The 21,328-nt window shown below is 65.0% G+C and carries 18 protein-coding genes; 10 read left to right on the forward strand and 8 right to left on the reverse strand.

Translation table 11 applies throughout. From position 1 onward, the window contains the following. Positions 1 to 38 precede the first annotated feature (38 nt). Complete coding sequence (locus tag MUN85_RS09430; protein ID WP_092565332.1) at positions 39 to 374, forward strand: chorismate mutase; 336 nt, start codon at positions 39 to 41, stop codon at positions 372 to 374. A gap of 198 nt (positions 375 to 572) precedes the next feature. On the opposite strand, the gene MUN85_RS09435 is transcribed toward MUN85_RS09430, so the two are convergent. From MUN85_RS09435 to MUN85_RS09450, 4 genes are read right to left on the reverse strand one after another with little or no spacing between them, the layout of a single operon-like run. Continuing rightward, a complete protein-coding gene (locus MUN85_RS09435; RefSeq protein ID WP_431603558.1) occupies positions 573 to 2,372 on the reverse strand; it encodes an AMP-dependent synthetase/ligase in 1,800 nt (599 codons plus the stop codon). After that, on the reverse strand, positions 2,369 to 5,059 hold the full coding sequence (valS, locus tag MUN85_RS09440; protein WP_431603559.1) for a valine--tRNA ligase: 2,691 nt from the start codon (positions 5,057 to 5,059) through the stop codon (positions 2,369 to 2,371). The genes MUN85_RS09435 and valS overlap by 4 nt, the downstream gene beginning before the upstream one ends. A 13-nt stretch (positions 5,060 to 5,072) precedes the next feature. After that, a complete protein-coding gene (locus tag MUN85_RS09445; RefSeq protein WP_092565326.1) occupies positions 5,073 to 5,279 on the reverse strand; it encodes a helix-turn-helix domain-containing protein in 207 nt (68 codons plus the stop codon). Next, the gene (locus tag MUN85_RS09450) at positions 5,280 to 5,780 is read right to left on the reverse strand and encodes a DUF2975 domain-containing protein (protein WP_250506476.1); all 501 of its coding nucleotides are present in this window, start codon (positions 5,778 to 5,780) and stop codon (positions 5,280 to 5,282) included. A 219-nt stretch (positions 5,781 to 5,999) separates the two neighbouring features. On the opposite strand from MUN85_RS09450, the gene MUN85_RS09455 reads away from it, so the two are divergent. The 4 genes from MUN85_RS09455 to MUN85_RS09470 all read left to right on the forward strand — a co-directional run bounded on the left by MUN85_RS09455 (position 6,000) and on the right by MUN85_RS09470 (position 8,764). Continuing rightward, entirely contained in the window at positions 6,000 to 6,338 is a 339-nt protein-coding gene (locus MUN85_RS09455) for a hypothetical protein (protein WP_250506477.1), read from the forward strand. Between the two features lie 120 nt (positions 6,339 to 6,458). Next, positions 6,459 to 7,586: an LLM class flavin-dependent oxidoreductase gene (locus MUN85_RS09460; protein WP_250506478.1), complete on the forward strand. Its 1,128-nt coding sequence runs from the start codon at positions 6,459 to 6,461 to the stop codon at positions 7,584 to 7,586. 10 nt (positions 7,587 to 7,596) lie between these two features. Further along, positions 7,597 to 8,337, forward strand: a complete 741-nt coding sequence (locus tag MUN85_RS09465) for a CE1759 family FMN reductase (protein WP_250506479.1) — start codon at positions 7,597 to 7,599, stop codon at positions 8,335 to 8,337. Next, positions 8,324 to 8,764 (forward strand): MarR family winged helix-turn-helix transcriptional regulator, encoded by a 441-nt coding sequence (locus tag MUN85_RS09470; protein WP_250506480.1) that lies wholly within the window; start codon positions 8,324 to 8,326, stop codon positions 8,762 to 8,764. Before MUN85_RS09465 ends, MUN85_RS09470 begins: the two co-directional genes overlap by 14 nt. A 14-nt stretch (positions 8,765 to 8,778) precedes the next feature. On the opposite strand, the gene proC is transcribed toward MUN85_RS09470, so the two are convergent. Further along, on the reverse strand, positions 8,779 to 9,591 hold the full coding sequence (gene proC, locus MUN85_RS09475) for a pyrroline-5-carboxylate reductase (RefSeq protein ID WP_250506481.1): 813 nt from the start codon (positions 9,589 to 9,591) through the stop codon (positions 8,779 to 8,781). 73 nt (positions 9,592 to 9,664) lie between these two features. Between proC and MUN85_RS09480 the strand changes: the two genes are divergently transcribed. Beyond that, positions 9,665 to 10,417 carry an SDR family NAD(P)-dependent oxidoreductase gene (locus MUN85_RS09480; RefSeq protein WP_250506482.1) on the forward strand — a complete coding sequence of 251 codons (753 nt, stop codon included), beginning with the start codon at positions 9,665 to 9,667 and terminating at the stop codon, positions 10,415 to 10,417. 15 nt (positions 10,418 to 10,432) lie between these two features. On the opposite strand, the gene MUN85_RS09485 is transcribed toward MUN85_RS09480, so the two are convergent. Next, positions 10,433 to 11,095, reverse strand: coding sequence for a GntR family transcriptional regulator (locus MUN85_RS09485; RefSeq protein WP_250506483.1), 663 nt, complete (start codon positions 11,093 to 11,095; stop codon positions 10,433 to 10,435). Between the two features lie 89 nt (positions 11,096 to 11,184). Here MUN85_RS09485 and MUN85_RS12955 point away from each other — a divergent pair, with 89 nt between their 5' ends. Together MUN85_RS12955 and MUN85_RS09495 are read left to right on the forward strand one after the other, a co-directional pair. Then, positions 11,185 to 13,290, forward strand: coding sequence for a S9 family peptidase (locus tag MUN85_RS12955; RefSeq protein WP_250506484.1), 2,106 nt, complete (start codon positions 11,185 to 11,187; stop codon positions 13,288 to 13,290). Between the two features lie 108 nt (positions 13,291 to 13,398). Continuing rightward, on the forward strand, positions 13,399 to 14,757 hold the full coding sequence (locus MUN85_RS09495) for a GntP family permease (RefSeq protein WP_250506485.1): 1,359 nt from the start codon (positions 13,399 to 13,401) through the stop codon (positions 14,755 to 14,757). 5 nt (positions 14,758 to 14,762) lie between these two features. Here MUN85_RS09495 and MUN85_RS09500 read toward each other — a convergent pair whose 3' ends face one another. Then, the gene (locus MUN85_RS09500) at positions 14,763 to 15,278 is read right to left on the reverse strand and encodes a hypothetical protein (protein WP_250506486.1); all 516 of its coding nucleotides are present in this window, start codon (positions 15,276 to 15,278) and stop codon (positions 14,763 to 14,765) included. A gap of 347 nt (positions 15,279 to 15,625) precedes the next feature. Then, on the reverse strand, positions 15,626 to 16,258 hold the full coding sequence (locus MUN85_RS09505; RefSeq protein ID WP_250506487.1) for a PepSY domain-containing protein: 633 nt from the start codon (positions 16,256 to 16,258) through the stop codon (positions 15,626 to 15,628). Between the two features lie 303 nt (positions 16,259 to 16,561). On the opposite strand from MUN85_RS09505, the gene ileS reads away from it, so the two are divergent. Together ileS and MUN85_RS09515 are read left to right on the forward strand one after the other, a co-directional pair. Continuing rightward, the gene (gene ileS / locus MUN85_RS09510) at positions 16,562 to 19,780 is read left to right on the forward strand and encodes an isoleucine--tRNA ligase (RefSeq protein WP_250506488.1); all 3,219 of its coding nucleotides are present in this window, start codon (positions 16,562 to 16,564) and stop codon (positions 19,778 to 19,780) included. A 14-nt stretch (positions 19,781 to 19,794) separates the two neighbouring features. After that, complete coding sequence (locus MUN85_RS09515; protein WP_250506489.1) at positions 19,795 to 21,327, forward strand: bifunctional folylpolyglutamate synthase/dihydrofolate synthase; 1,533 nt, start codon at positions 19,795 to 19,797, stop codon at positions 21,325 to 21,327. The last annotated feature ends 1 nt before the right edge of the window (position 21,328 follow it).

Genomic DNA, 21,328 nt, shown 5'->3' on the forward strand with positions numbered 1-21,328 from the left:
GCTCCCGTGAGGGCATTGCGGGCCGCTAGGCTCGAGTCATGAGCACGAAGGACACCTCGCTCTCGCCGCACGCGAGCCCCGAGCCGGATGACATTCCCGCCGAACTGCTCGCATACCGCCACACCATTGACAACATCGATGCGGCGCTCATTCACATGCTCGCCGAACGTTTTCGGTGCACAAAGAAAGTTGGCGAGCTCAAAGCCCGCACGAATCTTCCGCCGGCTGATCCGGACCGCGAAGCCCGTCAGATTGCTCGGCTGCGGGCACTTGCCGATGAGTCCGGTCTCGACCCCGATTTCTCCGAGAAGTTCTTGAACTTCGTTATCCGCGAGGTTATCCGCCACCACAGCGCCATCGCCCGTGGTGAATAGCACCTCTTGAGAACGATCGGGGCATATGGTCGGGCATCGACATGACCGTTACACTGCGATGAGCCAGAGAGTGACCAGGCTCGGCTGAGTATCCACCCAGCAGAGTCCCGACATCGCAAAAACCTCACGCTCGTCGCGCACACGGGCGCGAGAGGTGAGGTTTTGCGTTTGGAGCTGATGTCCCAGCTGCACTGAGTCTTAGCCGTAGAGTGCTTCGATCTCCCTGGAGAATGCTTCAGCGATGGGGCCGCGCTTGATCTTGAGCGACGGAGTCAAAAGACCGTTGGCCTCGGTGAAGTCCGTGTCGAGCACCGTGAATTTTCGGATCGATTCAGCCCGCGAAACGGCCTTATTCGCGCGTTCGACCGCGCGGTCAATGGCCGCGATGACCTGGGGGTCGTGAGCAGCCTGCTCAACGCTCATTTGCGGCATCCCGTGGTTCTTCAGCCAACCGGGCAGCATCTCCGCATCGAGGGTGACAAGAGCGCCAATGAACGGTTTGCCTTCGCCAACCACCACGACCTGGCTGACGAGGGGGTGTCCGCGCAACCGGTCTTCTAGCACCGTCGGGGCAACATTCTTGCCGCCCGCAGTCACGATCAGTTCCTTGCGGCGACCCGTGATCTTGACGTAACCGTCTTCATCGATCGAGCCCACGTCGCCGGTGTGGAACCAGCCGTCGACAAACGCATCTGCGGTCGCCTCGGGGTTGTTGTGGTAGTTCTTGAAGACCCACGGCCCCTTGACCTGGATCTCACCCTCCTCATCGACGCGGACCGTCACGCCGGAAATCGGCGGGCCGACAGTCCCGATCTTGTTGACGGCAGGAGTGTTGACCGATAGCGGCGCTGCCGTCTCCGTCAGGCCGTAGCCTTCCAAGATCTGCAACCCGATGCCGCGGAAGAAATGGCCCAGGCGCTCGCCGAGCGGACCGCCGCCAGAGACGGCGTATTTCGCGCCACCAAACAGATCCATAATCTTGCGGTGCACGAGCCGGTCAGCAATCTTGTGCTGCGCCTTTAGGGCTGCCGACGGGCCTTCATCAGTTTCCAGTGCGCGGGAATACTCGATCGCGACCTTCGCGGCCCACCGGAACATCTTGAGCTTCGCGCCCGATCCCGCCTTGGCATCGGCCGCGTTGTAGATCTTTTCAAAGACGCGCGGCACTGCAAGGACGTACCAGGGTTTGAAAGAGGCGATGTCCTCCAACAGGTTCTTGGTGTCGGGGGAGTGGCCGACGACGCCCTCGGCGGATACCGGAAGAAGCTGGATGAAGCGGGCAAAAACGTGGGCGAGCGGGAGGAAGAGCAGGACACGCGAGTTCTTGCCATGCAAAAGCTCGGGCATCCACTCGCAGCCGTTTTGGGCCAGGCCCACCATGTTCTGGTGAGTGAGCTCCACGCCCTTGGGACGTCCCGTCGTGCCCGAGGTGTAGATAATGGTCATGAGGTCATCGGCAGCGACGCCCCGCGCCCGCTCCTCGACCGCGCTGTCGGGCACGTTCTTCCCGGCATTGATGATGTCCGAGATCCCGTTGCGATCCAGGGAGAACACGTGCTGCAGGTCCGGCGCGGCCGAACGCACCAGGTCTGCCATGGCGTGCGTTTCGGTCACGACGTTCGTCGTTCCCGAGTCGGTCACGATCCACTCGATCTGCTCACCGGAGCTCGTTTCGTAGATCGGCACCGAGACTGCACCGGCGTGGGCGATCGCGAAATCGAGCAGCATCCAGTCGTAACTCGTATGCGCCATGATTCCGAACCGGTCACCGGGCTCGACTCCGAGGCCGATCAGGCCCTTGGCGACTTCGTGGACGTGATCGGAAAATGCTCGCGATGTCACCTTCTGCCAGCTGGACCCCAGTGCCACCTTGCGCTCGACGAGCGTGTGGTTCGGGTAGCGGCGCACTCGCTCGGCGAGCAGGTGCGGGATCGTCATTTTGTCGTTGAGCTCAACGAGCAGCGGGTTGGTGAACTCCCGCGGGGTGGTGGCGGTCATGCCTTCTTCTCCTTTACCGGGGGTTCGTCCAGTTCGTGTTCGCTCACGCGAGCGGTTTCGACATCGGCCTCGAGCACGGTGAGGTCGCCGCGCATCCGGCCTGCTGCTCGCACGTCGCTGAGTGCCGCCGTGACGAGGTCGGCGCTACCGCGCGGAACCTCGACGGTCGCGTGTGCAATTGTCGTGCGCTGTGAGACCTTCGCCTCTGACTTCGTCTTTCGCAGCTGGGCGAGGACTTCGCCCGTGATCGGCAAGATCGCCGGATCGGCGGAGGTACCAGCGGCGGTACGGATCTCTTCGGCGTTTGGCCAGGCGGCCAGGTGCACGCTGCCTTCGCGCCACCAGCTCCACACCTCTTCGGTGGCAAATGGCACGAAGGGCGCGAACAGGCGGAGCAACGTATCGACGGCGATGACGAGGGCGGTGCGCGCCGAGGCGACAGCGGCCGGATCGCCGGTGCCTTCGGAGTCGTAGGCGCGGTCCTTGACGAGCTCGAGATAGTCATCGCAGAACGTCCAGAAGAACGTCTCGGTGGTTTCCAGGGCGCGCGTGTGATCGAGCTTGTCGAAGGACTCCGAGGCAACGTCGACGACCCGTGCCAGCTCGGCGAGCATCGCACGATCGATCGGCTGCGTCACGGCTGCCGGGTCGACAGTGATGTCGCCGCCCGACATCGTGAGGGCGAACTTCGAGGCATTCAGGATCTTGATCGCGAGGCGGCGGCCGATCTTCATCTGCTTTTCTTCGAAAGCCGCATCCGCCCCGAGGCGGGCCGAGGCCGCCCAGTAGCGCACCGCGTCCGAGCCGTATTGTTCAAGCAGGCCCATGGGCGTGACGACATTGCCCTTCGACTTGCTCATCTTCTTGCGGTCGGGATCCAGGATCCAGCCCGAGATCGTCGCGGCACGCCACGGCAGCGCGTCGAATTCATGATGCGCGCGCACGATCGTGGAAAACAGCCACGTGCGAATGATGTCCTGGCCCTGGGGGCGAATATCCATCGGGTAGACGCGCTCAAACAGATCTTCATCGCGCAGCCAGCCGCCGGCGATCTGAGGGGTGAGGGAGGACGTCGCCCAGGTGTCCATAATGTCAACCTCGCCGACGAAGCCACCCGGCTCGCCGCGCTGATCCTCGCGGAAGCCCGGCGGGACATCGATCGACGGGTCGATCGGGAGCGAGCCTTCCGGCGGGGCGATGACCTCGTCGTAGTTGACTTCGCCATCATCTCCGACGGCGTACCACACGGGGATCGGCACCCCGAAGAAGCGCTGGCGGGAAATGAGCCAGTCGGTGTTCAGGCCGTTGACCCAGTTCTCATACCGCACCCGCATGAACGCGGGATGGAAGTCGAGGTCGACGCCGCGCTTCAGGAGCGCCTCGCGCAGGTCCGCGCCGCCGTGGGTGGTGGCGTCGCGCCCCCCGTTGCGGATGTACCACTGGCGAGAGGGAACAATCTCCAGGGGCTTGTCGCCCTTTTCGAAGAAGTTCGTCATGCGCTTGGTGGGGCGCGGCTCGCCGATGAGATCGCCGGATTCGGTCAGTGCCTCGACGACGGCCTTGCGTGCACTGAACGTCGTCTTTCCAGCCATCTCCTCATACAGTGCGCGGCCGGCATCGGTGGTGATCCACTCGGGGGTATCGGGAAGGATCCGGCCATTGTGGCCGAGGATCGCGCGCATCGGCAGGTCGAGCTCGCGCCACCACTGCACGTCGGTGAGGTCGCCGAAGGTACAGCACATGGCGATGCCCTCGCCCTTGTCCATTTCGGCGGCCGCGTGCGCCAGGACGGGGAGTTCGACGCCGAAGACGGGGGAGGTCACCGTTGTCCCAAAGAGGTGCTGGTAACGCTCGTCATCGGGGTGGGCAATCAGTGCGACACAGGCCGGCAGGAGCTCGGGGCGAGTCGTATCGATCGTGACGCGCTCACCGCCGGGAGTGTGAAAGGAGATGAGGTGATAGTGGCCGGGGTACTCGCGCGCCTCCAGCTCAGCTTGCGCCACGGCCGTCTGGAACGTGACATCCCACAGCCCGGGCGCCGCGGCCTGGTAGGCCTCGCCACGCGCAAGGTTGCGCAAAAATGCCGTTTGGGCGACCTGCTGGGCATCGTGCCCGATGGTTTGATACGTGTGGCGCCAATCAACCGATAGCCCCAGGTAACGCCACAGGTGTTCGAACTGGCGCTCGTCTTCTTCCGTCAGGCGCTCGCATAGCTCGATGAAGTTTCGGCGCGAAATCGGTTGCTGGTCTGCGGCCTTGATCGACTTGCCCTCGCCGCCGTCGTGCGGGGGAGTGAAATCGGGCTCGTAGGGTAGCGCCGGTTCACAGCGCACCCCGTAATAGTTCTGGACGCGACGTTCGGTCGGCAGTCCATTGTCGTCCCATCCCATGGGGTAAAACACGGACTTGCCGCGCATACGCTGGTAGCGCGCAACGACGTCGGTGTGAGTGTAGGAAAAGACGTGGCCGACGTGCAGTGACCCGGAGACCGTCGGGGGCGGGGTATCGATCGAGAAGACCTCGTTGCGGCTCGCGCTGCGGTCAAATTGATAGGTGCCGTCCGTCTCCCAGCTCTCGCCCCACCGGGCCTCCAGCCCGTCTGCACTGACGCGATCCGGGGCGCTGGGCGCTGGATACGTTGCAGGGGTCGTGGGTTGATCGTTGTCGCGTGTCGTCATGGCCCCCATTGTTCCATGCAGCTCACGAATCGTGATATTCCAGCACGTCCCCTGGCTGGCATTGCAGCACGCGGCAAATGGCCTCAAGCGTAGAGAACCGGATGGCCTTAGCTCGACCATTTTTCAACACGGCCAGGTTTGCCGGAGTAATACCAATAAGATCGGCGGCCTCTCCGACGCTCAGCCCGCGCTCTGCGAGCAAGATATCAAGACGAACGGTGATCGCCATCTAAACCACCCCCGCAAGCTCGTCGGTCAAGAACACGGCCGCAGACAGCAGTGATTTCAACACGACGAGGATCAGGCCCACGCACGCCGCCGCGACGGCCGTCCCGACAAGCACGAGCATCACCGGGGGTGGCAACACTTGAGGGCCGAGCGCGAGGTAGGCGAGGGTGGCGACGCACAGTCCGGAGGCGATGAACGACGCAGCGCTCATGACGGTGACCCACCGCAGCGCATCGCTTCGAAAGATCACGCGCCGACGAGTTTTGACCAGCAGGACCGCGGTAGCCGCGATAACGACCTCGATGCAGCAAACAGTCAGAATCGCGACGACGAGGATCGGGTAGCGCAGGTATGCCACCTCCGGAGCTTCGCGAGCAGCCTCGGCAGCGAGCAGCGGAAGAAACAACGCCTGGAGGATGAGGCAGCCAAGGAACAACAAGGCGAGACCGGCAAAGAGCAGCCGTGCCGCCAGAGCGCTCGGCGGTGTAAACGAGGTATTCATGCATCGAGTATCGATAGATATCTATCGATTGTCAATAGATATAGCGTCGTTCTTTCGTGTCTCGCCGGACAGAAACTCCGAGAGTGGGATGTGAGAAACGCTCAACTGAAGGGTCGGGGGGGGGTAAAGTCGAGAAATCGCCGATGGTGTGCGAGTGCGCTGGCTGTTGTTGCTCTATTGGTGGCGGCGTGCTCGAGCGAGGGGGAGGCGGGTGAGCGTGTGAGCGAGGCCGCCGCCATCACCGAGGGGTTTGTGGAAACGGTCGGTGGCGAAATGCTCGCTGTGGGGGCGGGCGCTGACGGCATTACGGTGCGCTTCGATGACGCCGCTGAGTTCACGGGCGTCAGTGTTGTAGCGACCTGTCACGGGGTGGGCGGTGTCGCGACCGTGGATATCGGCGGCAACAGTTTCGATGTGCGCTGCGAGAAAAAGGGGGAGGCGCAAGTCCTGGCCCAGGGGCTAGATTTTCCCGCTGGCGACCTGGATCTTGCCCCTACTCGCATCCCTTCGGGGGCGGGCTGGAGCGTCGCCATCTACGCCCCCAATGTTGACTACTGAGGCTGGTGCGGGCCTGATAGGTGTGTAGCTGACCGCGCCGCTAGACGTCCGGGAATAGATCTGGCATGCTTCCAGTTGACGTAGATAGTTCAAATTTGAAGCACAATAGAGAGGGTGGACATGGAATTCGGAATTTTCACCATCGGTGACGTCACGACCGACCCGACCACCGGCAAGACGCCCACCGACGCGCAGCGACTCAAAGACACGGTGCGCATCGCCAAGCACGCCGAAGAGGTGGGCTTCGATGTCTTCGCCACCGGCCAGCACCACAACCCGCCGTTCGTAGCTCCCGGCAACCCGCCGGTCCTGCTGGCCTACCTGGCGGCCCAAACCGAGAAGATCACTCTCTCGACCGCCACCACGCTCATCACGACGATGGACCCCGTCCGTCTCGCCGAGGACTACTCCTACCTGCAGCACCTGGCAGACGGTCGCGTCGATTTGACCATGGGCCGCGGCAACACCGGCCCGGTCTACCCGTGGTTCGGCAAGGACATCCGTAAGGGCATCGAGCTCGCGATCGAAAACTACGCGCTGCTGCACCGCCTGTGGCGCGAGGAAGACGTCGACTGGTCCGGCAAGTATCGAACTCCGCTGCAGGGCTTCACGGCGACGCCCCGCCCGCTCGATGGCGTGGCGTCCTTTGTCTGGCACGGCTCGATCCGCTCCCCGCAGATCGCCGAACAGGCCGCCTACTACGGTGACGGCTTCTTCCACAACAACATCTTCTGGAACAAGGAACACACCCAGCAGATGGTTCACCTCTACCGCCAGCGCTACGAGCACTACGGACACGGCAAGGCCCACCAGGCCTACGTCGCCCTCGGTGGCCATGCCTTCATGCGCAAGAACTCGCAGGACGCCATCCGCGAATTCCGCCCGTACTTCGACAACGCTCCGGTCTACGGCCACGGCCCGTCGCTGGAGGACTTCATGAAGATGACGCCGCTGACCGTCGGTAGCCCGCAGCAGGTCATCGACCGCACTCTGGAGTTCCGCGAGTGGGTTGGCGACTACCAGCGCCAGATGTTCCTCATCGACCACGCCGGTCTTCCGACGGACGTCGTGCTTGAGCAGATGGACACGTTCGGCGAATACGTCCTTCCCGTCTTGCGCAAGGAATTCGCTATTGGCCGCCCGGCCGACGTGCCGGACGCCCCCACCCACGCCTTCCTCGTGGAGCGCAAGGCTCGCGGCGAAGAGCCGATCCCCGGCGGCGGCCCCGACGCCCCCGCCAACCGCTGAGAGGACAGACATGATTGATACGACGACACCTACGCGACCTCGCATCGCGGTCGTCTCGGCAGGCTTGTCGGACTCATCCTCGACCCGCCGCCTCGCCGAGCGGCTCGCTCGCGCCACGACGAAGGAGCTTGCGCACTTCGACATCGAACCCGACGTCGACATGATCGACCTGCGCCCCCTCGCGGGCGCGATCTCCTCGGCGCTCGTGACCTTCACGTTCTCCGACGAACTCCAGCAGGCGATCGACTCTGTTGCCGGCGCGCACGCCCTGATCGCGGTGACCCCCACCTTCAAGGCGTCCTACTCCGGCCTCTTCAAGTCCTTCTTCGATCTGCTGGACGACGAGGACCTGATCGATACGCCCGTGCTACTCGGCGCGACGGGTGGCACCGCCCGTCACTCGCTCGTCATCGACACCGCCATGCGCCCGCTGTTCGCCTACGCCAAGGCGGCGACGATCCCCACGGCAGTCTTCGCCGCGACGGATGACTGGGGCAGCATCGCGGGCGAGGAGGCCGATGGCACTCCCGCACTGTCGACGCGCATCTCGGCGGCCGGTCGCGCGCTCGCCCGAGTACTGGCCAACAAGCCGCTGGACACCAAAAAGTTCGGGTCTGCGACCAAGCCCGCCGCAGAATCCGATTCGGGGATGGGTCCTGCCGGACACGAAGGCGGCGATGGCCTGCGCGGCACGCTGTACGACAACGAGCTTGAGGTGACGGATTTTGCCACGCTCCTTGCCCGTATCTGACCTGCGCTGGGATGCCTGGCGCGTCTACTTCGAGACGACGGCGCTAATCCAGGCGCGAATCGAAGCTCAGCTGAAAAGCGCTGCCGGGCTGACGCTCGCGGACTACAACATCTTGTTGGCGCTCGTCGAGTCCGACGAGGGCGCGCTGCGGCTGAAGGAACTGGCGCATCGCGTCGTGTTCTCGCCTTCGCGCCTGACCTACCGGATCGGTGAGCTCAAGCGTCGCGGCCTCGTCGAACGGATCGCCGACGAGAAGGATGGCCGCGGCGCCAGCGCGCAGATCACCGAGGCCGGGCGCGCCGCCTTCACCACGGCCGCGCGAGCGCACCGCGTCGATGTCGAGCAGGTGATGCTCGCCGACCTCACACCCGAGGAAGCCCACACCATGTTGCGAGTCTTTGGCCGGGTGCGCGACTCACTCAGTTAGCCACGCGGCGGGAGTTAGGCTCCTAGCTCCTTATCCCGCGTGACCACGGCATCCACGCCATCGACGACAGCAGGCGTGAAGCCGGCCTTCTCCATGGCGACGGTCCCCGCGACCGTCGTGCCACCGGGGGAGGACACCATATCGACAAGGTCGGCGGGGGTAAGCCCCTCGTCGGCCTTGTCGAGCACCATCGTTGCCGAGCCCAATACCGCCTGCGCGGCGATCTTAACGGCGAGCGGTTTCGCGATGCCGTTCTTCACGCCGCCGCGTGCCAGGGCGTCGATGAAGGAAAACACGAACGCGGGGGAGGAGCCGGCAAGGGCCGTATAGGCGGAAAAGTCGCGTTCCTCCAGCTCGATTGCCTCGCCGACCTGCGAAAAGATCTTCACGACCTCCGCAACGTCCTTCTTACGCGCGGCGTCATTACCCGTGACCGCTGCCATCCCGGCGCCGACCATCGCATTCACGTTCGGCATCACGCGCACGATCTTCGTGCCCTTGGGCGTGAGCTCTTCGAGCGCGGCCAGCCCAAGTCCGGCAGCAATGGAGACGACGAGCGGCTCATGTTCGGCGATCGCCTCGGAGATCTCGTCGAGCACGATCGGGATGATGTGCGGTTTGACGGCCAAAATGACGACATCGGAACACTCCACGACGGACATGTTCGAATCGACGGTGCGCACGCCCGTCTTCTTCTCAATCGCCGCGCGCGCATCCTTGGCGGCATCCGTGACGACGACGTCGGACTTCTTCGTCCCGCCGTCGAGCATGCCCGAGATAATCGCCGACGCCATATTGCCGGCGCCAATAAAACCGTAGGTGGTCATCGTCTTTGCTCCTTGCACGTGCGTGTCCTGGGCCACTGTTGAGACCGCACCCCCATGGTGACACACTGGCGACATGAGCGAAACAACCCGCCACGCCCTTGTCACTGGTGCCTCCACCGGGATCGGATATGCCACCGCGGCCCGGCTTTCCCGCGCCGGCTGGAAGGTGACCGCGACGGCCCGCCGGCGGGAACGCCTGCAGGCGCTGCGCGAGGACTGCGGCTGCGATATCCACCCCGCCGATCTCACCGACCCCGACGCGGTGGGCGCGCTCGTGACCGCAGCCGAGCAAGCCGGCCCGATCGATGCTCTCATCAACGTGGCGGGCGGAGCCCTGGGCGTTGATACCATCGCCGACGCGGACCTGGGCCGCTGGCAGACGATGTATGACCGCAACGTCCTCGCCACGCTCGCCCTCACCCAGGCCGTGCTGCCCGCCATGCGCGAGCGCGGCCACGGCGATCTCGTCTTCTTGACCTCGACGGCGGCGCACGACACCTACCCCGGCGGCGGAGGATACGTCGCGGCGAAGCACGCCGAGCGCATCATTCCCAACACGCTGCGTCAGGAACTGAACGGCGAGAACATCCGCATTATCGAGATCGCCCCGGGCATGGTGAAGACCGAGGAGTTTTCGCTTAACCGGCTCGGCGATCAGGCCAAAGCCGATGCCGTCTATGCGGGGGTCGCGGCGCCACTGACGGCCGACGACATTGCGCACACCATCGAGTTCGCCCTGACCGTGCCCGAGCATGTCAACATCGATTCGATGATCATTCGTCCCGTCGCCCAAGCCACGAACACGCTCGTTCACCGCACCCCCTAGCGCGGCGAGCGCCAGCTAGCGTCGCGGCACGATCCCATCACCGTAGATCTCGCGAAACTCGCCGACGGCCGCGAGCTTATGGACGCGCGCGAGGCGCTCGATCCGATCACGGTTACCGAGCTCAATGGCCTCTAAGATCCGGTCGTGTTCGCGCGCCGAAGAGCGCATCCGAAAGTCCGTGAGCGCGGGCGTGGAGCCGCGGATCATCTCGGCGCGCGCCCACAGGTCCTCAAACTCCCCAAACAGGTAGGCGTTCGGGCAGGCCTGCGCCACGCTGTAGTGGAACTGCCGATTGAGCCTGAAGTAGCGCTCGCGGTCGATCGCGCCCCGAACGCAGGCGCGCAGTTCCTCATTGATCGCGCGAGCTTCGGCGAGCTGTGCCTCGCTGAGATGCTCGGCCGAGAGCGCCGTGACGATTCCTTCGATTATCGCGAGTGCCTCGGCGGTTTCGATGAAATGCGCCAGGTCGATCGCGGCGACGTGCGCGCCGACGTTGCGGGTGAACGTGACGAGCCCTTCGGCTTCCAGGCGCCGGATGGCCTCGCGCACGGGTACCGCGGAGACTCCGCACTCGCGCGCAATCCGGTCCAGGACGAGGCGGTCGCCGGTGGCATACGTTCCCGAGATGATGGCGCCGCGCAGATAGGCGTAGACCCGGTCGGCCTTGGACTGGCTCATGCTTCCTCGCGTTAGTGAATCTCGCCATTAGTAATGCCTCAGATTTTACTCGATGGACCCCGCCGGCGGCCGCGCTTACACTAAGCGACGTGACTAGCATCCCTACGCCGCCGCGCGCCGGCCACCGCCCCATCACCCGCACGTTTCACGACGAAGACGTCACCGATAACTACGAGTGGCTTCGCGACAAAGATGACGCCGAGGTCATCGCGCTACTCGACGAGGAGAACGCCTACACCGATGCCCGCACCGCGCACCTGAAGCCGCTGCAGGACACGATCTTCGGCGAGATCAAGTCCCGCACCAAAGAAACCGACCTCGCCGTGCCGGTCCTGGATACCGGCTGGTGGTACTACTCGCGCACCATCGAGGGCCAGCAGTACCCCATCTATGCGCGCGTGCGCGATACCGGTGCCCGCCCCGAGCTCGTCGCGGGCGAAGCGATCGACGGCGAGCAGATCCTCGTCGATGGCCCGACGCTCGCCGAGGGCGAGGAGTTCTTCCGCCTTGGTGCCTTCGAAACCGCGCCCGGCGGCAACCTGCTCGCCTACGCCGTGGACACGAGCGGCGATGAGCGCTTCGATCTCGTCATCAAGGACCTGCAGACCGACGAGATTATCGACGACGCAATCCGCGGTATCGGCTACGGCGTCGCCTTCACGCTGGAGCCGACGCACGTCTACTATGTGCGCGTCAACGAGGCATGGCGCCCCCACCAGGTCTGGCGCCACGAGATCGGTGCCGACCCGAACACCGATGAGCTCGTCTTCCAAGAAGACGACGAGCGGTTCTGGATGGGCATGGGCGCCTCGCGCGATAACCGCCACATCGTCATTCAGCTCGGTTCCTCCACGACGGGCGAAGCGCACCTGATCGACGCGAGCGATCCCGCCGCCCGGCCCGTGTGCATCGCGCCGCGGCGCGCCGGCCTCGATTACAGCGTCGAAGTAGCAGCCGATCACCTCCTCATCACGCACAACGCCCAGCACGTCGGCTTCGAGGTGGCGCGCGCCCCGCTCGGCGTCGCGCCCGAAGACACGTGGCAAACCGTGCTCGCGCCGGCCGCCGGCGAGCGCATTTTGGGGGCCGACGCCTTCGAGTCCGTCGCGGTGATCTCGATGCGCTCCGCGGGCGTCACCACCTTGCGGATCCTTGAGCGGGCCGAGGACGGCAGCTACGGCGAAGCCTGGGACGTGCCCACCGAGGGCGAGGTCCGCACGATCGAAATCGGCACGAATCCGCGCCCAGATGCGCGCGAGATCCGCTACAGCCTGGCCTCGCTCATCATCCCGCCCTCGGTATGCGAGGTCAGCCTCGAAACCCGCGAGTCCGTCGTGCTGAAGCAGACCGAGGTGCTCGGTGGCTACGATCCGGCCGATTACACCGAGCGCCGCATCTGGGTCGAGGCGCGCGACGGCACGCGCATCCCCGTCTCCCTGGTCGCCCGCGCCGACGTCACGCCCGACGGCAGCAACCCGGGCCTGCTCTACGGCTACGGCTCCTACGAAATCTCGATCGACCCGTCCTTTGTCATCTCTCGCCTCTCGCTACTGGATCGCGGCGTCGTCTTTGCGATCGCCCACATCCGCGGCGGCGGCGAGATGGGCCGGCAGTGGTACGACGACGGCAAGCTCGACCGCAAGCTCAATACGTTCACCGATTTCATCGACGTCGGCCGCTATCTCGTCGAATCCGGATGGGTGGATCCCGCGCGGCTCGGCGCCGAGGGCGGCAGCGCCGGCGGCCTGCTCATGGGCGCGATCACCAACATGGCCCCGGAGCTGTGGCGCGTCGTGCACGCGGCCGTGCCGTTCGTCGACGCCCTCACCACGATCCTCAACCCCGAGCTGCCGCTGACCGTCGGCGAGTGGGAGGAGTGGGGCAACCCGATCGAGGATGAGACGATCTACCGCCTCATGCGCTCGTACTCGCCGTACGAGAACATCGCCGAGGCCGACTACCCGGCGATCCTCGCGACGACGAGCCTGAACGACACCCGCGTCTTTTTCGTCGAGCCGCTGAAGTGGGTCCAGCGCCTGCGCGAAACGGTCACGAGCGATCAGGATGAGCGCCCCATCCTGCTGCGCTGCCAGATGGTGGCCGGTCACGGCGGCAAGTCGGGGCGCTACGACGCCTGGCATGAGCGCGCCGAGCAGCTGGCCTTCATCCTCGACCAGCTAGGGATCGGGGCCTAACCAGCCGCGCCGCGCCCGCCGCGCCCCGACACTCCGGAGCTGCGCCACTGCTTCAGTGGCGCAGCTCACGGCTATGCTGACGTTATCTCGCATAGATCGGAGTGGACCATGGTCGAGATCCTTATCCTCATCGCGCTCGTCGCCTTCATCGTCGTCGCGACGGCGCGCTTCAAATTCAGCCCCTTCCTCGTCCTGCTCATCGCAGCCCTCATCGGCGCGATCGCCTACCGGATTCCGCTCGCCGACGTCGTCGGCACGGCCACCGAATCTTTCGGCAAGGTCATCGGCTCCATCGGAATCGTCATCGTCCTCGGCACGATCATCGGCGTCATCCTGGAGCGTTCCGGCGCCGCGATCTCCATGGCGCACGCGATCATCAAGGTGCTCGGCACGCGCTTCCCGACGCTTACTATGAGCCTCATCGGCTACATCGTCTCGATCCCGGTGTTTTGCGACTCCGGCTACGTCATCTTGAACTCGCTGCGCCGATCCCTATCGCGCCAACTCAAGGTCTCCTCGGCCGCGATGGCGATCGCGCTCATGACGGGCCTGTTCGCCACCCATGGGCTCGTGCCTCCGACGCCCGGCCCGATCGCCGCCGCCGGTAACCTCGGCGCGACCGATCAGCTCGGCCAGATCATCGGCTTCGGCCTGCTCGTTGCCGCGGTCTCGGCGCTCGCTGGCCTACTGTGGGCGAACCGGTTTTTAAAGCGCGACGTCCCACTGCTGCCCGACGAGGTCGACGAAGCCGCCGAGACCGCCGCCGAGGACATCGATGAGCGCGACCTTCCCGGCGCCTTCGCCTCCTTCGCGCCCATCCTCATCCCGATCGTCCTCATCTGCCTCGCCTCGATCGCGAAGCTCCCGGGCGCGCCCTTTGGCGAAGGGGCGATCCTCGATATCCTCGCCTTCCTCGGCGCCCCCGCCGTCGCCCTGCTACTCGGACTGGCGGCGGCATTCCCGCTGCTGCGCCGCTCGACGTCCGGTCGCACGGCGCAGTTCAACGGCTCGGTCGAAGAGGGCATCCGGGTCGCGGCCCCCATCATCCTCATCACGGGAGCCGGCGCAGCCTTCGGCGGCGTCCTTGGCGCCTCCCCGCTCACGGACGTGCTGACCAATGCCCTCGGCGGTCTCGGCTGGGGCGTCTGGGTGCCGTTCATCGTCGCCGCCGCATTGAAGACCGCCCAGGGGTCCTCGACGGTCGCGCTCGTCACGACCTCCGCGATGATGGCGCCGCTGCTGCCCTCGCTCGGCCTCGATTCGCCGATGGGTCTCGTCCTAACCGTCCTCGCGATCGGGTCCGGCGGCATGGTCGTCAGCCACGCGAACGACTCCTTCTTCTGGGTCGTCTCACGCATGTCGCGCTTCAGCGTGGCAACCGCCTACCGCATCCAGACGACGGCGACCCTCATCCAGGGCGTGGCAGCGATGCTTACCGTGTGGGTGCTGTCGCTGATTCTCCTATAGCCAGATTAGAATTCCCATTCCCAGCCGGTATCGAACATCGGGTTAAAGACCAACACGCCCTCCGTATAAGCGCTGTCGAGGACTATTTTCCCGGTTGCCGTCTCGCTTGGGCCGATTTCGCCGGGCAGCAGCTCGGCGTCTGGCAAACAACTGAAGGAGTTGCCGAGCGAGTCGTTTTCACGCGAACCGTCCGGCCCGATGACTTTGAAGTCAACGGGGGTGAAATAGACGGCATTGGAAAATGACTGCTCGGCGAGCTTCGGCGTCGTCTGCACCTCCATGGTGATCGCGATGAAGTGGCCGTTTTCGGACGGTTGCGCAAACTCTTCCGTGCACTTGACGTCGGTTTCGATCGAGGTGATCTTGAACTCTGCGATGACATCGTTAGGGTTTTCGCCGCTAAGTCCTGCCAGCTGTCCGATCTTCTTCACGAGGTTTCCGCGGTCCGAGACGATGCGCTCGCCGTAGATTGACGTCGGGCTCGCGCTCGGCTCGGTCGTCGCATCCTCGGTGGCGTTCATGGAAGCGGTTGTCTCTTTTGCGGGTACGGGCTGAGCGGCCTCGGTGACACTCGACGGATCTGGGTTTGACGGCCCGCAGGCGGTCAATGACGATACGCTTAGCAGCGCCGCAGCGCAGGCGAGGGGAAGCCGGGGTTTCATGGTGAACTCCTAGGTGAATTGGTGAACCGGTGATAACCAGAACTTAGGAAAGACCTCCGACAATCCAACGGTCGAACGATGGTTCGATCGAGGGCGACCTAGCGGCACGATTGCCGGCTGGATAACGAGCTCACAGGCGTCCCGAACATAGAGCCGCGCCCGGGTGATCAGGCACCCGGGCGCGAGTTTGTGGGGGAGACGGACGTTTAGTCGTCGGGGTACATCTCTGCGGTCTTCACATCGACATACATCTCGATGTCTTCCTGGTTTGCGCCTTCTTTATCCACCTCAACGGACCACACGATGCGTCCGTTGTCGTCGGTCAGCTCGGCTTCATCGAAGATGCCGGGGTGTTCCTTCATCACCTGGTTGATGGCTTCGGTGATGGAAACCTGAATAGCTGCGACGCGGTCGAGGTCCTTCTGATCGGGCTTTTCGACGTCATCCGTCTCCGTGATCTCGGTGCCCTCCGCATTGGTGTAGACCTCGACTTTTTGCGCCTTGTCTTCGCTCAGCACCTCGACCTTCCAGCGCGAACGCTGGTTGTCCCAGTCCAGTTCAATGACGTCACCCGGGTGGGCCGCAAGGACGGTGTCCATGGCCTTCGCCCCCGCCTCGGGCAATGCGTCGGACTCCGTCACGCTCGCATCACCGCTGCTGCTCGTTTCGTCGTCGCTCGCCTCGGTCGTTGCCTCATCGGTGGTATCCGGAGTTGCCTGCTCGGTGGTCTCGGCTGGAGCAGGGGCCGTGGTGGTCGCCGTCGTGCCATCGTTATCGGAGCACGCTGCCAGGCTCGCGGCGAGAAGACCGGCCGCGGCGACAGCGCTGATTCTGGTCATGTGCGTGCGTTTCATATATCTACCCTGACATCGACGTCACATGCTCGCATGCGCAGGCGCGGGAATATTAGGGGTGTGTCATGAGTTATGATCATCAGTGGCGTCGATCCGGCTATCACCGGGGAGCCTTCGGAAGAACCGCCGATGCGGCCAGCGTCGCGCTTAGTAGAACCGAACGGGTAGGCCCGACACAGCCGACAGATGAAGCGGCCGCGATCATCGTATTGCGGCAACCGAGGTGGTACCGCGGTGGCTCAGCAGCCGTCGTCCTCATGAACAATTGGCGTTGATGAGGCAGAAACGATGAGCGAAAACAAGCACGGCGTCTACCCGAAGCACCGGGCCGAAGCGGTTAACCCCTCGCCGAACTTCCCTGCGATCGAAGAAGAGATCCTGCGCTACTGGGAGGCCGACGACACCTTCACCAAGTCGGTCGAACAGCGCGATGCCGGTGCGCGCGGCGAAAACGAGTTCATCTTCTATGACGGCCCACCCTTTGCTAACGGCCTGCCGCACTACGGACACCTGCTGACCGGTTACGTCAAGGACGTCATCGGCCGCTACCAAACTCAGCTCGGCCACCGCGTCGAGCGACGCTTCGGATGGGACACCCATGGCCTGCCCGCCGAGCTCGAGGCCGAGCGCATCCTAGGGATCGAGGACAAGTCCGAGATCGAGGGTGAGGGCGGCATGGGCATCGGCGCCTTCAACGAGGCGTGCCGCTCCTCGGTGCTGCGCTACACCAAGGAGTGGGAGGACTACGTCACCCGCCAGGCTCGCTGGGTCGATTTCGACAACGACTATAAGACGCTCGACCTGACGTTCATGGAGTCCGTCATCTGGGCGTTCAAGACCCTGTACGACAAGGGGCTAGCCTACGAGGGTTACCGCGTTCTGCCGTACTGCTGGAACGATCAGACGCCGCTGTCCAATCACGAACTGAAGATGGACGACGACGTTTACCAGGACCGCCAGGACCGCACCGCGACCGTCGGTGTGAGACTGGAGACCGGCGAGTTTGCGCTGATCTGGACCACGACCCCATGGACGCTGCCTTCTAACTTGGCGATCGCCGTCGGCCCCGAGGTCGACTACGTCGTCGTCGAACCGGCCGAGGGAGTGCTCGAAGGGGAGCGGGTCATCATCGCCGAGGCGCTGCTTGCCGCCTACGCAAAGGAACTGGGCGAAGAGCCGCGCGTCGCTGAGCGTTTCAAGGGCAGCGAGCTCGTTGGACGCCGCTACCACCCGATCTTCGACTACTTCGCCGGCCGCAGCGATGATGAGGCCCCGGGCCCGAACGCGTTTACGATCCTTGCCGGCGACTTCGTCACAACCGAAGACGGCACCGGCCTGGTCCATATGGCGCCTGCCTTCGGTGAAGACGATATGCTCGCGTGCCACGACGCCGGCATCCTGCCCGTCGTGCCCGTCGACGACGCGGGCAAATTCACCTCCGAGGTGCCCGACTACGAAGGCCAGCAGGTCTTTGACGCCAACCGCGCGATCATGACCGACCTGCGCGATGCGTCCGGACCGATCGGGCGCCGGAGCGAGGACGTGCGTCCCGTCCTCGTGCGCGACGCCTCCTACGTCCACCCCTACCCGCACTGCTGGCGCTGCCGCGAACCCCTGATCTACCGCGCCGTTTCCTCCTGGTTCGTCGCCGTCACGAAGTTCCGCGACCGCATGGTCGAGCTCAACCAGGAGATTACCTGGGTGCCCGAGCACATTAAGGACGGCCAGTTCGGCAAGTGGCTCGAAGGCGCGCGCGACTGGTCGATCTCCCGCAACCGGTACTGGGGCAGCCCCATCCCGGTGTGGGTCTCCGACGATCCCGCCTACCCGCGCACCGACGTCTACGGCTCGATCGCGGACCTCGAGGCCGACTTCGGCGTCGAGGTCACCGATCTGCACCGCCCCTTCATCGATACGCTCGTGCGTCCCAACCCGGACGATCCGACCGGCAAGTCGATGATGCGTCGCATCCCCGACGTGCTGGACTGCTGGTTCGAATCCGGCTCGATGCCCTACGCCCAGGTGCACTACCCGTTTGAGAACACCGAATGGTTCGAATCGCACTATCCGGGCGACTTCATCGTCGAATACGTGGGGCAAACTCGCGGCTGGTTCTACACGCTGCACGTGCTTGCCACCGCGCTGTTTGACCGCCCGGCCTTCACCTCGGCGATCTCGCACGGCATCGTCCTCGGCTCCGATGGCCGCAAGATGAGCAAGTCGCTGCGCAATTACCCGGACGTCAATGAGGTCTTCGACCGCGACGGCTCCGATGCGATGCGCTGGTTCCTCATGTCCTCGCCCGTCGTGCGCGGCGGCAACCTCATCGTGACCGAAGAGGCGATCCGCGCCGCGGTGCGCGAGGTGCTCCTGCCGATCTGGAGCGCGTGGTACTTCTTCGCGCTCTACGCCGGGGCCTATCGCGGCCAGCAGGGCTACGAGGCGCGCTTTTCCACCGATTCGAGCGCGGTGCTCGACCGCTACCTCATGGCCAAGACCGGTGACCTCGTGCGCGAAGTGCGAGAAAACCTCGACGCCTACGACATCCCGGCCGCAACGGAGTCCGTCCGCAGCTACATCGATACGCTGACGAACTTCTACATCCGCGAATCGCGCGACCGCTTCTGGGGCGATGACGAGGCCGCATTCGACACGCTGTACACGGCCCTCGTGACGCTCTGCGAGGTGGCCGCCTCGCTGTTGCCGTCCGTGACCGAGGAGATCTGGCGGGGGCTCACCGGCGGCGAGTCCGTGCACCTGACGGACTTCCCCAACGCGCAGACCTTCCCCGTCGACGACGATCTCGTCGCCGCCACCAACGAGGCCCGCGAGGTCATCTCGGGCGCGCACGGCCTACGTAAGGCGGAAAAGATCCGCGTGCGTCAGCCGCTTGCGACCCTGCGCGTTTTCACGACGAATCCCTCGCGGCTTGCGCCGTTTACGGAGCTCATCGCGAGCGAGCTCAACGTCAAGCACGTCGATCTGCAAGACGTCGTCACGTGCGGGCTCGATGTCACGACGAGGGTTGCCATCCAGCCGCGCGAGCTCGATCCGCAGCTGCGGCGCCTGACCTCCAAGCTGTTCGCGGCCGCGAAGTCCGGCGCGTTCCGCCTGGAGGGCGAGGACCTGCTGCTGACCGTCGACGGGGAGGAAGCGCCCGTGCGCCTTAGCCCCGGCCAGTTCACGCTCACCCAGAGCGTGAACACGGAAGCTGGCGAGGCCGCGGCCGTCCTTTCCGGCGGCACCGTCGTCGTGCTCGATACCGAGATCAGCGACGAGCTCGCCGCCGAGGGCGTGGCGCGTGACCTCATTCGCGCCGTGCAGTCCGCGCGCAAGGACGCCGGCTTGCACGTCTCCGATCGCATCGAGCTGTCGCTGACGCTGCCCGCCGATCAGCTCGCCGCGATCGAGGCGAACCGCGAGCTCGTGTGCGCGGAGACCCTCGCCAATTCGCTCACCCTGGCGGAGGGCGAGCAGCGGGTCGAGGTCAGCAAAGTCGAGCTATGAGCGAAGATAGGTCCATGACACCTGAGGATCACGAGGCCTATCTCGATGAGGAGCGCGAGGTCGAACAGGCCGCCGCCGCGGAGGCCGCCCACGACGCGGCGCTGAGCGACCTGCTCACCTCGGCGCTCGTCGCCGGCCCGGACCCCTCCGTCGTGGCGGAGGTCAAGGCCAGCGACGACGCCGAGCAGGCCGAGGTCGACGCGCTCGCCGAAGCGGAGGTGGCGCGCATCTACCGCGACATCCTCACGCGCAACCCCGAGCACGATTTCGAGCCGACGATTTCGCGCGTGCGCCGCGCCGCCGAGCTGCTGGGCTCCCCGCAGCACGATTTTTCCGCCGTGCACATCACCGGCACGAACGGCAAAACCTCGACGGCCCGCATCTGCGAGGCTCTCATCGCCGAGCGCGGACTGCGCGTCGGGCGCTTCACCTCCCCGCACCTGCACGACGTGCGCGAGCGCATCACGATCGACGGCGAGCCGATCTCGGCGGCGGACTTTGTCGACGTCTACCGCGAAATCGAGCCGATCCTTGACGTCGTCGACGCCGAGTCCACCGAACGCGGCGAGCCGCGCCTGTCGTTCTTCGAGGTCTTCACCCTCATGGCGATGGTGGCGTTTTCCAACGCGCCCGTCGACGTCGCGGTCATCGAGGTGGGCATGGGCGGCACCTTCGACGCGACGAATATTATCGACGCCGCCGTCGCCGTGCTCACGCCCATCGACCGCGATCACGAACGTTACCTCGGCACCGAGCTGACGCAGATCGCCGGCGAGAAGGCCGGCATCATCAAGCCGGGCGCGAGCGCCATCTCCGCGACGCAGCGCGAGGAGGTCGACGGCGTGATCCTCGCCGCGGCCGCCGCTGCCGGGGCGCGCCTGCTGCGTGAGGGAAGCGAGCTGTTCGTTGTTGACCGCCAGGTCGCCGTCGGCGGCCAGTTCCTCACCCTCGCCACGCCCGCCGCCACCTACGCCGACATCCTGCTCTCGCTGCACGGCGCTCACCAGGCCCACAATGCGCTGCTCGCGCTGGCCGCCGTCGAGGCGCTGTTCGACGGCGAATCGCTGCCGGCCGAGGTCGTCGAGCGCGCGATGATGGCCGTGGCGAGCCCGGGCCGCCTCGAGGTCGTGCGCTCCTCGCCGACGGTCGTCGTCGACGCCGCCCACAACCCCCACGGCGTCGCCGCCACCGTCGCGACGCTGGAGGAAACCTTCGGCTTCACGCGCCTCGTCGGGGTCCTTGGCGTCCTTGCCGATAAAAACGTCGAGGCGATGCTCGTCGAGCTCGAACCGAGCCTCGATGCGATCGTCATCACCGAGGTCATGAGCGAGCGCGCCCTGCCGGCGACCGAGCTCACCGAACTCGCGATCGAGGTCTTCGGCGAGGACCGCGTGCGCCTCGCGCCCTCGCTTGGCGATGCGCTGGAGCAGGCGGTGACTCTGGCAGAATCGGAATCCGGACCGGCCGCGACGACGGGCGTCATCGTGCTCGGTTCCGTCTATCTCGCCGCCGCCGCGCGCGAGATTCTCGGCAAACGAAAGGTCTAAG

Origin of the sequence: Bowdeniella massiliensis (assembly GCF_023634005.1) — a bacterium.
Taxonomy (GTDB): Bacteria; Actinomycetota; Actinomycetes; order Actinomycetales; family Actinomycetaceae; genus Bowdeniella; species Bowdeniella massiliensis.